Source organism: Rhodococcus sp. MS16 (assembly GCF_013277795.1).
Lineage (GTDB): Bacteria > Actinomycetota > Actinomycetes > Mycobacteriales > Mycobacteriaceae > Rhodococcus_F > Rhodococcus_F globerula.
In genome coordinates this window covers 133,230-146,108 of the sequence record NZ_VBTM01000005.1, presented here as the reverse complement: position 1 = coordinate 146,108, position 12,879 = coordinate 133,230, and the positions used below count along the sequence as shown (strand labels likewise).

At 61.8% G+C, this 12,879-nt stretch carries 10 protein-coding genes; 6 read left to right on the top strand and 4 right to left on the bottom strand.

From position 1 onward, the window contains the following. Positions 1 to 23 precede the first annotated feature (23 nt). Positions 24 to 3,980 (top strand): DNA-directed RNA polymerase subunit beta', encoded by a 3,957-nt coding sequence (locus FEZ60_RS13445; protein ID WP_045070980.1) that lies wholly within the window; start codon positions 24 to 26, stop codon positions 3,978 to 3,980. 53 nt (positions 3,981 to 4,033) lie between these two features. Here FEZ60_RS13445 and FEZ60_RS13440 read toward each other — a convergent pair whose 3' ends face one another. Further along, on the bottom strand, positions 4,034 to 4,420 hold the full coding sequence (locus FEZ60_RS13440) for a glyoxalase superfamily protein (RefSeq protein ID WP_033236450.1): 387 nt from the start codon (positions 4,418 to 4,420) through the stop codon (positions 4,034 to 4,036). Between the two features lie 88 nt (positions 4,421 to 4,508). Between FEZ60_RS13440 and FEZ60_RS13435 the strand changes: the two genes are divergently transcribed. Then, a complete protein-coding gene (locus FEZ60_RS13435) occupies positions 4,509 to 5,516 on the top strand; it encodes an MsnO8 family LLM class oxidoreductase (RefSeq protein ID WP_172936283.1) in 1,008 nt (335 codons plus the stop codon). Here FEZ60_RS13435 and FEZ60_RS13430 read toward each other — a convergent pair. Beyond that, on the bottom strand, positions 5,513 to 6,010 hold the full coding sequence (locus FEZ60_RS13430) for a histidine phosphatase family protein (RefSeq protein ID WP_172936282.1): 498 nt from the start codon (positions 6,008 to 6,010) through the stop codon (positions 5,513 to 5,515). The two genes, FEZ60_RS13435 and FEZ60_RS13430, sit on opposite strands and share 4 nt — an antisense overlap. Positions 6,011 to 6,083: 73 nt before the next feature. Between FEZ60_RS13430 and FEZ60_RS13425 the strand changes: the two genes are divergently transcribed. Then, positions 6,084 to 6,284, top strand: a complete 201-nt coding sequence (locus FEZ60_RS13425) for a hypothetical protein (protein ID WP_033236447.1) — start codon at positions 6,084 to 6,086, stop codon at positions 6,282 to 6,284. Here FEZ60_RS13425 and FEZ60_RS13420 read toward each other — a convergent pair. Next, complete coding sequence (locus tag FEZ60_RS13420) at positions 6,281 to 7,039, bottom strand: acyl-ACP thioesterase domain-containing protein (protein WP_033236446.1); 759 nt, start codon at positions 7,037 to 7,039, stop codon at positions 6,281 to 6,283. The two genes, FEZ60_RS13425 and FEZ60_RS13420, sit on opposite strands and share 4 nt — an antisense overlap. 150 nt (positions 7,040 to 7,189) lie before the next feature. Here FEZ60_RS13420 and FEZ60_RS13415 point away from each other — a divergent pair, with 150 nt between their 5' ends. Genes FEZ60_RS13415 through FEZ60_RS13405 form a run of 3 tightly spaced genes read left to right on the top strand, consistent with a single transcriptional unit; the run spans position 7,190 to position 11,987 of the window. Further along, complete coding sequence (locus FEZ60_RS13415) at positions 7,190 to 7,972, top strand: hypothetical protein (RefSeq protein ID WP_141484738.1); 783 nt, start codon at positions 7,190 to 7,192, stop codon at positions 7,970 to 7,972. Beyond that, positions 7,941 to 10,100 carry an Rv1355c family protein gene (locus FEZ60_RS13410; RefSeq protein WP_242484598.1) on the top strand — a complete coding sequence of 720 codons (2,160 nt, stop codon included), beginning with the start codon at positions 7,941 to 7,943 and terminating at the stop codon, positions 10,098 to 10,100. Before FEZ60_RS13415 ends, FEZ60_RS13410 begins: the two co-directional genes overlap by 32 nt. A gap of 30 nt (positions 10,101 to 10,130) precedes the next feature. Continuing rightward, the gene (locus tag FEZ60_RS13405; protein WP_045070974.1) at positions 10,131 to 11,987 is read left to right on the top strand and encodes a bifunctional diguanylate cyclase/phosphodiesterase; all 1,857 of its coding nucleotides are present in this window, start codon (positions 10,131 to 10,133) and stop codon (positions 11,985 to 11,987) included. On the opposite strand, the gene FEZ60_RS13400 is transcribed toward FEZ60_RS13405, so the two are convergent. Further along, a complete protein-coding gene (locus tag FEZ60_RS13400) occupies positions 11,976 to 12,671 on the bottom strand; it encodes a GAF and ANTAR domain-containing protein (RefSeq protein WP_172936281.1) in 696 nt (231 codons plus the stop codon). The genes FEZ60_RS13405 and FEZ60_RS13400 overlap by 12 nt on opposite strands. Positions 12,672 to 12,879: the final 208 nt, after the last annotated feature.

The following is a 12,879-nucleotide window of genomic DNA, read 5'->3' as shown; positions in this document are numbered from 1 at the left end:
CCCCAACGGGGAAAGGAAGTTACGTGCTCGACGTCAACTTCTTCGATGAACTCCGCATTGGCTTGGCCAGCGCAGAGGACATCCGCAATTGGTCCTACGGCGAGGTCAAGAAGCCGGAGACCATCAACTACCGCACGCTCAAGCCCGAGAAGGACGGCCTCTTCTGCGAGAAGATCTTCGGCCCCACCCGGGACTGGGAGTGCTACTGCGGTAAGTACAAGCGTGTCCGCTTCAAGGGCATCATCTGTGAGCGCTGTGGCGTCGAGGTCACTCGCGCCAAGGTTCGTCGTGAGCGCATGGGTCACATCGAACTGGCCGCACCGGTCACGCACATCTGGTACTTCAAGGGTGTGCCGAGCCGCCTCGGTTACCTGCTCGACCTGGCTCCGAAGGATCTCGAAAAGATCATCTACTTCGCGGCTTACGTCATCGTCGGTGTCGACGAGGAGCTCCGTCACAACGAGCTGTCCACCCTCGAAGCCGAGATGCAGGTCGAGAAGAAGGCTGTCGCAGATCAGCGCGACGCCGATCTCGAGGCACGCGCGCAGAAGCTCGAAGCCGATATCGCCGAGCTGGAGGCAGAGGGCGCCAAGTCCGATGTCCGCCGCAAGGTCAAGGACGGCGGCGAGCGCGAAATGCGTCAGCTCCGTGACCGCGCGCAGCGTGAGCTGGATCGTCTCGACGAGATCTGGAGCACCTTCACCAAGCTGAGCGTCAAGCAGCTCATCATCGACGAGCTCCTGTACCGCGAGCTTGTCGACCGTTACGGCGAGTACTTCACGGGTGCGATGGGCGCAGAGTCCATCCAGATCCTGATGCAGAACTTCGACCTCGACGCCGAGGCGGAGTCTCTTCGCGAGACCATCCGCAGCGGCAAGGGCCAGAAGAAGCTCCGTGCTCTCAAGCGCCTCAAGGTCGTTGCGGCTTTCCAGACCAACGGCAACTCGCCGATGGGCATGGTCCTCAACGCTGTTCCGGTGATCCCGCCGGAGCTTCGCCCGATGGTTCAGCTCGACGGTGGACGTTTCGCGACGTCCGACCTCAACGATCTGTACCGCCGCGTCATCAACCGCAACAACCGCCTCAAGCGACTGATCGACCTCGGTGCTCCCGAGATCATCGTCAACAACGAGAAGCGGATGCTGCAGGAGTCTGTCGACGCCCTGTTCGACAACGGTCGTCGTGGACGTCCGGTCACCGGACCGGGTAACCGCCCGCTGAAGTCCCTGAGCGATCTGCTCAAGGGCAAGCAGGGTCGTTTCCGTCAGAACCTCCTCGGAAAGCGCGTCGACTACTCGGGTCGTTCCGTGATCGTCGTCGGTCCTCAGCTCAAGCTGCACCAGTGTGGTCTGCCGAAGCTGATGGCTCTCGAGCTGTTCAAGCCGTTCGTGATGAAGCGTCTGGTGGATCTGAACCACGCGCAGAACATCAAGTCGGCCAAGCGCATGGTCGAGCGCAAGCGCGTCCAGGTGTGGGATGTCCTCGAAGAGGTCATCGCCGAGCACCCCGTGCTGCTCAACCGTGCACCTACGCTGCACCGTCTGGGTATCCAGGCATTCGAGCCGCAGCTCGTCGAGGGCAAGGCCATTCAGCTCCACCCGCTGGTGTGTGAGGCCTTCAACGCCGACTTCGACGGTGACCAGATGGCTGTTCACCTTCCGCTGTCGGCAGAGGCTCAGGCCGAGGCACGCATCCTGATGCTGTCCTCGAACAACATCCTCTCGCCCGCTTCGGGTCGCCCGCTCGCTATGCCGCGTCTTGACATGGTGACCGGTCTGTTCCACCTGACGCGTCTCGACGACGGTGTCGTCGGTGAGCTCGCTGCAGCTACGTCCGAGGGTCCGGAGCAGGGCGTGTACTCCAGCCCCGCCGAGGCTCAGATGGCCGTGGATCGTGGCGCGCTGACGGTTCAGTCGCAGATCAAGGTGCGTCTGACCAACCAGCGTCCGCCGCGCGATCGCGAAGCGGAACTGTTCCCCGAGGGCTGGAACTACGGCGACGGCTGGACCGCTGTCACCACTTTGGGTCGCGTGCTCTTCAACGAGCTGCTTCCGGCGGACTACCCGTTCGTCAACGAGCAGATGCCGAAGAAGCGTCAGGCAACGATCATCAACGATCTTGCCGAGCGTTACCCGATGATCGTGGTCGCTCAGACCGTCGACAAGCTCAAGGATGTCGGCTTCCACTGGGCAACGCGTTCCGGTGTCACGATCTCCATCTCGGACGTTCTGGTTCCGCCGGAGAAGCCTGCCATCATCGAGGACTTCGAGGCTCAGGCCGACAAGATCGAGAAGCAGTATCAGCGTGGTGCTTTGGACAAGAAGGAGCGCAACAGCGCTCTGGTCACCATTTGGCAGGAAGCGACCGAAAAGGTCGGCAAGGCCATGGAGGCTCACTTCCCCGACAACAACCCGATCCCGATGATCGTGAAGTCCGGCGCGGCCGGCAACATGACTCAGGTTCGTTCGCTTGCCGGTATGAAGGGCCTGGTGACAAACCCGAAGGGTGAGTTCATCCCGCGTCCGATCAAGTCTTCCTTCAAGGAAGGCCTGACCGTTCTCGAGTACTTCATCAACACGCACGGTGCTCGTAAGGGTCTGGCCGATACCGCTCTGCGTACCGCCGACTCGGGTTACCTGACCCGTCGTCTGGTGGACGTGTCGCAGGACGTCATCGTTCGCGAGACCGACTGTGGCACCGAGCGCGGCATCGTCACCACGATCTCGGAGAAGCAGGCCAACGGCTCGATCATCCGCGATGCTCACGTGGAGACCAGCACGTACGCCCGCACGTTGGCTGCTGACGCAGTCGACGAGAACGGCAAGGTCATCGTCGAGCGTGGACACGATCTCGGTGACCCCGCGATCGACGCCCTGCTCGAGGCCGGTATTACGCAGGTCAAGGTCCGTTCGGTCCTGACTTGCACCACCGGCACCGGCGTTTGCGCCACTTGCTACGGCCGCTCCATGGCCACCGGCAAGCTGGTCGACATCGGTGAGGCTGTCGGTATTGTCGCCGCACAGTCGATCGGTGAGCCCGGTACCCAGCTGACCATGCGTACCTTCCACCAGGGTGGTGTGGCCGGCGCCGACATCACCGGTGGTCTGCCGCGTGTCCAGGAACTGTTCGAGGCACGTGTGCCGAAGGGCAAGGCTCCTATCGCGGACGTCACCGGTCGGGTGCAGCTCGAAGACGGCGATCGTTTCTACAAGATCACGATCGTGCCGGACGACGGCGGCGAAGAGGTTGTCTACGACAAGCTCTCCAAGCGTCAGCGTCTGCGTAGCTTCAAGCACAGCGACGGCGAAGACCGCCTTCTGGCAGACGGTGACCACGTCGAGGTCGGACAGCAGCTCATGGAAGGTGCTGCCGATCCCCACGAGGTCCTGCGAGTCATGGGTCCGCGTCAGGTTCAGATCCACTTGGTCAACGAGGTCCAGGAGGTGTACCGGAGCCAGGGTGTGTCGATCCACGACAAGCACATCGAGGTCATCGTGCGCCAGATGCTTCGTCGCGTGACGATCATCGATTCCGGTGCCACCGAGTTCCTTCCCGGTTCGCTCACCGAGCGCGCCGAGTTCGAATCGGCCAACCGCCGCGTTGTCGCTGAGGGCCGCGAGCCCGCAGCAGGCCGTCCGGTGCTCATGGGTATCACGAAGGCGTCGCTCGCGACGGATTCGTGGCTGTCCGCGGCATCGTTCCAGGAGACCACTCGTGTCTTGACCGACGCTGCAATCAACTGCCGCTCGGACAAGCTGATCGGTCTGAAGGAAAATGTCATCATCGGCAAGCTGATCCCTGCCGGTACCGGTATCAACCGTTACCGCAACATCCAGGTTCAGCCCACCGAAGAGGCCCGCGCCGCTGCGTACGCAGTGCCCGCGTACGACGACCAGTACTACAGCCCGGACGGCTTCGGCCAGAACACCGGTGCTGCAGTTCCGCTGGACGACTACGGCTTCAGCAACGACTACCGCTAGCGGTTAGTTCGTGAGAAATCCCCCGCCTCTGATGAGGCGGGGGATTTTTCGTTTCAGGAGTTACTGCCGCTGAGGTCGGGGATGACGATCTCTTGGACGGCCCACTTGTTGCCGTCGGGGTCGGCGAAGTAGATGAATCGTCCCCAAGCCTGGTCGTCGATCGGGCTGATATCGATCCCGCGGCTCTTGAACTCGCGCTCGGCCTCTTCGATGTCCTTGACTACCACCTGCATGCCGACGACCGAACCGGGTTCGGCGTCGGTGATTCCCTTGCCGATGCAGATGGAGCAGGCGGAACCGGGTGGGGTCAGCTGGACGAAACGCAGGTTCTCGTTGACGGTGTGATCGTGGTCGGCGTTGAAGCCGAGTCGGACGTAGAAGTCCTTGGCGCGGTCGATGTCGGTGACGGGAATGGCGACCAGTTCGAGCTTGATGTCCATGACGTGCCCTTCATGTGATGGTGAATTCCGGCGACAGGTCCAGTGTTGCGGGTATTGCGGTCAGAAACGGTCCTCGATTGCGAATCGGATGAAACTTTCCGAATTCCTTGTTGCTTCGAGAGTGCTTCTCTCACTGCTCGACCGATCCCGAACCCGGAGCGGATACCCCGACTCCGCCGCTCTGACTCATACCCTCGAGCGAGCCGAAGGTGCCGACGCTCTCGGCTACCACCGGTTCTGGGTCGCCGAGCATCACGCGGTTCCGGGTATCGCGAGTGGGTCGCCGGCTGTGCTTCTTGCAGCCATTGGCGCTCACACGCGCGACATTCGACTGGGCAGCGGCGGCGTCATGCTGCCGAATCATCAACCGTTGGTTGTCGCCGAACAGTTCCTGATGTTGGATGCCCTGTATCCGGGTCGGATCGATCTGGGTCTCGGCCGGTCATTGGGCTTCACGGAACCGGTTCGCCAGGCGCTACGACGGAGCAAGGACGCGCCAGACACGTTTGCCGCTGATATCGAGGAGCTGCGACGCTATCTGGACGGAACTGCCGTCGTCACGGCTCGCCCGGCGTCGCGCGGCGGGGTGCCGCTCTTTGTGCTTGCCACGCGCACCGGGTTGAAAGTGGCAGCGCAGCTGGGGCTTCCGGTAGTCGTGGGTGGGCCCATGCTCGAGATCGGTGGTACCAACAGGGTGGAGGCGCTGGACCAGTATCGCCGGACTTTCCAGCCCAGCGACGCGCACCCCGATCCTTATGTCGTGGTCTCGCTGGAAGTCATGGTTGCCGATACCACCGAGGCGGCCCGTGAGCTGTTGATTCCGGAGGCGTACGCGCTCGCGGAATCGTCACGGACAGGGGAGTTTCCGCCGCTCGTGTCGGCGGAACAGATCAGGGGCGCAGCGCTCAGCGATCGAACCACCAGGCGTATCGACTCGTTCGTGGCTTCGGCCATGTACGGGACCGCAATCGAGGTGAAGCAGCACTCGAGTGATCTGGCCGAGCGGACGGGCGCGGACGAGTTGCTGGCGTCGACATCGACCTACGACCGCGCCGCCCTGGAACACTCGGATCACGTACTGCGCGAGGTGATCTAGCGGGGAACGTGGAACTCCAGCAGCGTGGCCGCAGCGTCGTCGAGTTCGGACCACAAGACGGGCACGGACAACACGGCGATTGCCGACGTCGGAAACTTGTCTCGAATCCGTTGGGCTGCTTCGGAATTCTCGTTCGATGCCAGATCCAGTGCAGTCCAGGGAATTCCCGGTTCATGGCCGATGACCAGGAGCGTGCTGACATTGGCGGACGTGGTCCGGATTGCGTTGATGACGTCGGCCTGGGATCCGCCGTAGATCGACTTGTCGAAGCCTGTCGGGGCGTCGACGGCGGTCGCGGCCAGGGTGTCGACGGTGCGCCGCGACGTCGAGCACAATACGGCGTCGATGGGTGGGACGTTCTCGCGGATCCATTCGCCGCCGAGGCGGGCTTCGCGCAGTCCCCGTTCGGCGAGTGGCCGCTCGTGATCGCGAATGCCTTCGGGATAGCTGGACTTTCCGTGTCTCATGAGAACGAGGGTGCGGTGGTCTGCCATGCGTTCACGTTATCCGCTTTGTCGCTACCAGTGACGGTTACTCTGGATGGTCAGGACCTTGAAGGAGGCTTCCATGGCAGGCAAGAAGCTCGATCGCACGCATGCTCGAACGGCTCTCGAGGTGGTACGGGAAAGCCCTACCATTGCACTCATCACTGTGGCGCCGGCTGTAGTCGTCTTCGGTGTCGTGTGGTGGCTCTTCGGTTTCTGGGCCGCGATCCTTCTCGCTCTGGTGTTCGGCGTTGCGGCAGTAGCTACTCGCAAGCTGCGTTAGAGCGCACTCACCTGTGCAACGGCGCGCAGTGCATCGCCCACCAGGAACCAGACGGTGAGGCGCGAACCTTCGACGTGGCTCCGTAGGACCACGTCGTCGCCGGCGACAAGGGGTGAGAGGTATTCGATCACCGCCCGGTGAGGCGTGCTGCGCAGTGCAGTTCGGGTACTGATCACCTCTTCGACGGCTTGCCAGTAAACGGCGTTGTTGACGTGATCGAACGGGTCGATATCAGTCACACGCAGGGTGAACGGAGTGTCGATGACGCCCGGTGCTTCGACGTCCGGTGCGTTGTCGGCGATCACACGTTTCCATTTGAGGCGATGTTCGTCGGTGGATTCCTCGAGTGGTTTCATGAAGTCGTCACTCATCCGGGTGGGCATACCGGACTCTGCACTGATGTGGATCCAGAACCCTTCCGTCTCGATCAGCGCACCGTTGCTGCCGTCGAAGCGGACACGCATGTTCGCCCACCTCGTCGAGAATGCGGAGCACCACCGGGTCATGGTCAGATATTCGGGCCAGATCGCCGGACGGATGACGTCGATGACGGTTCGACGCACGATCCAGAACGGGTGAGTGTCGACGGCCTCGATGGCCTCGATGTTGTCGGTGGCGATGTCTTGCAGGTATCGGGCGACGCCGTCCAACCGGAGCGCTTTGGCCGCGTTGATGTCGCCGGTGCGCACCGGGCGTGTTTTCACGAAAATCGGTCCGCGATCGGGCTGCGGCGCGAGTGTGAGGTCTGAGTTCACGAAAGTGATTCCTGTTCGCCGAGGGGTTGCTTGAATTCTGCCAGGTGGTCGGTCGACGCAGAGATTCGAGCATCGGTGCCGATTTCTTGCGACAATAAGATTCTCTCCTCGCGCTTCGACTACGCACCTTCTGGTGTGGACGGGACTGTCATGACTCGAGCGGCGAGCACAACCTCTGTTACTGCGGTACGCACGACTACAGCACCCACGACTACGGCATCGGAATGTGGCTATTTCGACGCTACGTCCCGGTGCTGGTTCCTTGTTGCAACACCAGCGTCGCATCCGCGATTATGGCGCGAGTATCTAGACGGTGCGCGGGAGAACTATCGACATCACGGAGTCGAGAGTGTCGTCGAATACGACGACATAGTGGACGGGCTCTCGACAACGCTGTTCTTCGTGGCTCTCGACGACGTGGGACGTGTTGTCGGCGGCGTGCGCGTGCAGGGGCCGTACATGTGCGCGGACCAGGCACACGCTGTCCAGGAATGGACCGACCACCCCGGTATCGCACAGGTTTACGCCATGATCGACGGGCGTATCCCAAGTGGTGTGATCGAACTCAAGACTGCCTGGTGCGGGGCGCAAGCGGAGAGACGTGGTGAGCTGACGTCGGCATTGTCGCGCATCGCACCGCATGCGCTGTCGCTGCTCGGAGTCAGGTTCGCATTCGCGACGGCCGCGGGGTACGTACTCGACCGTTGGGCTACCTGTGGCGGCGTCATGGAGGATTCGATTCCCGGGGTTCCGTATCCGGACGAGCGGTATCTGACCCGCATGATGTGGTGGGACAAGCACACCTACGTGGACAAGACGCACCATACTCAGTTGCCGGCACTCCTGGCGGAGGCAGCCCAACTCGAGGGGGCGCAAGTGCCGTCTGACAGCTTCGCGGAAGATGGACTCGGCGATGGTGTCGGCCGGGAATGAGGCGCTCTGGCGAGCGAGAGTGTTCGACGAGCGAGTCGCCGCCGACGCTGCCTCGTTGGAAGAGGTGAGGCGACAACCGGATACGTTGACGCTCGACCATCGGGCTCGGTTCCGCGACGAGTTGTCGGGACTTCGCGACCTTCCTGATCGCCGGGTCGTCGACGAACCTTGTCGATGGGTGTACTACCCGTGGCGGCGCGAGCTGGTGGGAATTCTTGGTCCGCAATCATTTTCACTTCTCCGGTTGGACCGGAACCGGAACAAGATCACCCGTGACGAACAGGCGCGACTGAGACGGTTGCGTGTAGGAATCGTCGGGTTGAGTGTCGGGAATGTCATCGCGCAGGCTCTGGCGCTCGAAGGGTTGTGCGGCGAACTGAGATTGGCAGATTTCGACAGTATCGACCTCTCGAACCTGAACCGAATCCCGGTGGGAATCACTGACGTAGGTGTCAACAAGGCGGTGGTCGCAGCGCGGCGTGTTGCCGAACTCGACCCGTATCTTGCTGTGTCGGTGTTTACGGCCGGGGTGACGGACGCGAGCGTCGAGAAGATTGTCGACGGTCTGGATCTGGTTGTCGAGGAATGTGATTCGCTCGACGCCAAGATGTCGATACGACGGGTGGCGCGTGGTCGTGGAATCCCGGTGATCATGGAGACAACCGATCGTGGGCTGCTGGACATCGAGCGTTTTGATCTCGAGCCGCAGCGGCCGTTGTTTCACGGGCTTCTCGGGAATGTCGACACAGCAACCTTGGCCGGACTAACGGCCCAGGAGAAGATCCCCCATGCGTTGGCGCTCCTGTCGGCCGCAGAACTGTCGGCGAAAATGGCTGCGTCACTGGTCGAAGTCGGGTCGACACTGTCGACGTGGCCGCAGCTCGGAAGTGAATGCTTCGCGGGGGCATCCGCCGTGGCGACGGCGGTGCGCCGGTTCGGCTTGGGGGAGTCGCTGCCGTCGGGCCGGATCCGGATCGACTCGGGTGCCCGGCTGAATTGTCTGCGTGATCCACTGGTCGACGAGGATGGCTCGCAGAGCGATGTTCCTGAAACGAGTGTGGCGGCTGGCGCGGCACCGACGATGCCGGCCGACGGCGTCGAGGCTGTTCTCGAGGCGATCAGGTGGGCGCCGTCGGGCGGAAATGCCCAACCCTGGGCCGTCCAGGTCGATGGGCCGGTGATCCACGTTCATGCGGATCGTGATCGAACGTCGTTGATGGATGTAGAGGGCCGCGCAACCCATGTGGCGATCGGTGCTGCCGTCTACAACGCGAAGGTCGCAGCAGCGGCACACGGAATTCTTGGTGACACCGTTCTTCTTCCCGATCCGGATTCGGTAGATCTGGTGGCAAGTGTCAAGCTCGGAGAAACGATGAATCAGCTTCTGGCGCAGCGCTACCCGGCGATGATGGAGCGAAGTACCAATCGAGGGGTAGGGGTGCAAGCACCGATCGGCCGTGAGCTCGAGGATGCACTGCGGGGCGCCGCGCGCGATGAAGGTGGTCACCTTCATCTGTACACGGACCCGCGTGATCTTGGTGCGTTCGGGGACGTCGTGGGTGCCGCTGACCGTATCCGATACCTGACGCCGATGCTGCACGAGCAGATGATCGGCGAATTGCGTTGGCCGGGATCGGAAACAGCGAATACCGGGATCGATATCCGCACACTGGGGCTCGCCGACAGCGAGGTGGCATTCCTCGACGTCGTCAGGCGTAGTGACGTGGTGACCCGGCTGGCGCGATGGGGCGCGGGAGAAGTATTGGGGATCAGTGCTCGTGACCGCATCACGTCGAGTTCGGCATTTGGTGTGGTGACTGTGGACGGTTCCTGTCTCGACGACTATGTTCGCGGCGGTTCGGCTGCCGAAGCGGTGTGGGTGTGCGCACAGGAGCACGGATTGGGTGTGCAACCCATGTCACCAGTGTTCCTGTACGCCCGCGACGGTAGCGACTGCGCGCGATTGTCCGACCCGTTTGCGAGCGAACTCGATGCATTGCGCCTGCGCATGCGAGTGCTACTCGATCTCGGTAGCGAGGAGTCCATTGCCTTGGTGCTGCGCCTGAGTCATTGTCCACCGGAAACAGTGCGCAGTGCGCGACTGCCGGCGAACAGTATTCGACGCTGAGGCACCGTAGAGAAAGTTGCAGGAGAAATCATGGACGGACGTAGCCTCGAACAGTTGGTGACCGACGTTGCCGGTCGACTGATGCCGGCCGATTCGACGACGTCGGTCGCAGCGGCCACCGAGGTCCTTCGCGACCTGGTCGAGTACTTCGGCGTCGACGTCAGCTTCCTGCGGCGCAACGATCACACGATCGGGGCGACGGTTCTGGTGGCGGAATGGCCGCAGCGCCAGGATGTTCCCGAACCCGATCCCTTGGGAGTGGTGTATTTCCGGGACGCGGACCCGGTTTTTGCGGCCGCCGAGAATGCGCGCGAAGCAGTGATCATCCGTCCCGAACCGAGCGGGTATCAAGACAGGATCCGAAGCGGCGCAGGTGTCGTCGAGACGTCGATGGCCGCCGTGCCCTTGCTGTCCGGTCCCGTCACCACGGGGGTCCTGGGATTCATCAAGTTCGGCGACCGGGAGTGGTCAACTCGAGAAATCAATGCACTCAACGCTATTGCCACTCTGTTTGCCCAATTGCAGGCGAGGGTGGCTGCGGAGGGGCGTCTGCGCTACCTGGCGGATCACGACGAGCTGACCGGACTGTCCAATCGGAGGATGCTTCTCGGTGAACTCGAACGACGTCTGCAGCCTGGGGAGTCCGGGCCCGTTGCGCTTCTGTTCCTGGACGTCGACCGGCTGAAGGTGGTCAACGATCTACTGGGACACAATGCGGGCGATGCGTTCATTCACGAACTCGGAAACCGCCTCGAAGGCAGATTTCCGGATGACGTCGTGGTCCGGCTCGGCGGTGACGAGTTTGTCATTGTCATGTCGGAACCGATGGACGCGAATGAGGCCGAAGTGGTTGCGCGCGAAGCGCAGTTGGTTGCGTCCACGCCGATCTCGCTGGGGACCGAAGAGGTGGGCAGAAGCGTGAGTATCGGTATCGCGGTGGCAAAACCGGGAGAGTGCAGCGTTGGCGAATTGCTCAGGTGCGCCGACGAGGCCGTGCTTACCGCAAAATCCGACGGAGGAAATGCGGTAGTGGTGTGCAGCGACGAGATGCGGGCAGCCAACGACGATCATGCGGAGATGGAGATGCACCTGCGCGCGGCAATTCGCGACGGCCAGTTGGAGGTGTACTACCAACCTGTTGTCGACCTGGAATCGGGTGCGATATCGGGTGTCGAAGCGCTGGTGCGGTGGAACCACCCGGTACGTGGTGTGCTTCAACCGGATTCGTTCATCGACATCGCCGAGGCTGCCAACCTGTCAGGGGAACTCGGCCGGCAGGTTCTGCGCGAAGCCTGCCGCCAACTTGCGCAGTGGAATGCGATGATTTCAGGGACGCCACTGTTCATGTGCGTGAATGTATCACCGGCGCAGTTGATTACCAGTGACTTTGTGGATTCCGTTGCAATCGAGTTGGAAACGCATGGCCTCTTGGGTAGCAGCTTGTGTATTGAAATCACGGAGAGGGCGGTGATGCACGATCTGGCTCACGTGTTGGTGACATTGCGTGGACTGGAGGAACTCGGCGTTCGCATCGCTCTCGATGATTTCGGAACCGGGTACAGTTCTTTGGCTCAGTTGAAGGTGTTGCCGGTCGACACGGTCAAGATCGATCGGGGATTCGTTCATGAACTGGGAATCGATCACGACGATCTGGCGATAGTCCACTCGATTGTCGGACTTGCAGATTCCTTCGGGCTGGACGTGGTCGCCGAAGGCGTCGACTCCGGTCGGGCGGCGCAAATACTGCTCGATCTCGGATGCCGGTATGCGCAAGGATTTCTCTTCAGCCCACCGGTGAAATCCGACCGTATCGCGGCGATGCTGCGGGCCGGGCGCAGGTCGTCGCCGCCCCTACGAGTTACAACTCTGACGCCTTCACACCCGTAGTCCGACATCGACTATTGCGCGTGCGACGGCGGATACCGAAGCGTTGCACAACTGTGCGTGAGCTTGGATCAGCGCGTACGCCTCGTCGATTCCGGTGCGCCGCGCATCGGCAGTGATGCCTTTGGCTTGTTCGAGAATGATGCGCACTTTCAACGATTCCTGTAGCTGAGAACGAATCTGCTGCAGTTGATGGCGTTTCGACGCGTTGACGCAGTACCCCGTTGCCATGTTCGCTACCAGGTACGTGAAGACGATGTCGTCGGCGGACCACGGTCGTGGCTCGTGCGCGTACAGACTTACTACACCGATCGTTTCGCCGTTGATCGACATCGGGACACTCGCAGTAGCTGCGATGTTCAACCGTCTGGCGTTCTCGGCAAATTCAGGCCAGAGATCGTGCCGTTGGCGGATATCGGTGACAGCGATCCTCTCGCCCTTCTCGTATGCCGTCCGTCCGGGGCCGGATTGAAGTCCTTCCTGGCATCGTTCGATGTCGGCAGCGCAATCGGCAATCGACGTGATGCATCTCAGTTCGCCCCCACTGACCAGGCTGATGCTGCCACCCGACACCCCGAGGGCGTCGACGCTGTTTTCCAGCAACTCCGTCATCACGTCGTCCACCACATAGACGGTAGGCAGCAGCTGCACAAAATGTGCAAGGAGATCGGCGAATTCGAGATTCATCGTGGCTACCTACTCGTCAGCGCAGCGAGGACGAGCTGCCGGGCATCAGGGGTAGCTCTGGAGAGGGCCTGCAGCGCTGCCGGGTGTGGAAGGGCAGACTGCCGCCTAGTCGAAAGCTACACCGATCCGGGCCGGTGTGCCATGGAAGACACCTAGCCATCGACCTGGCGGTGACACCTAGCCATCGACCTGGCAGTGGAGTAACTTT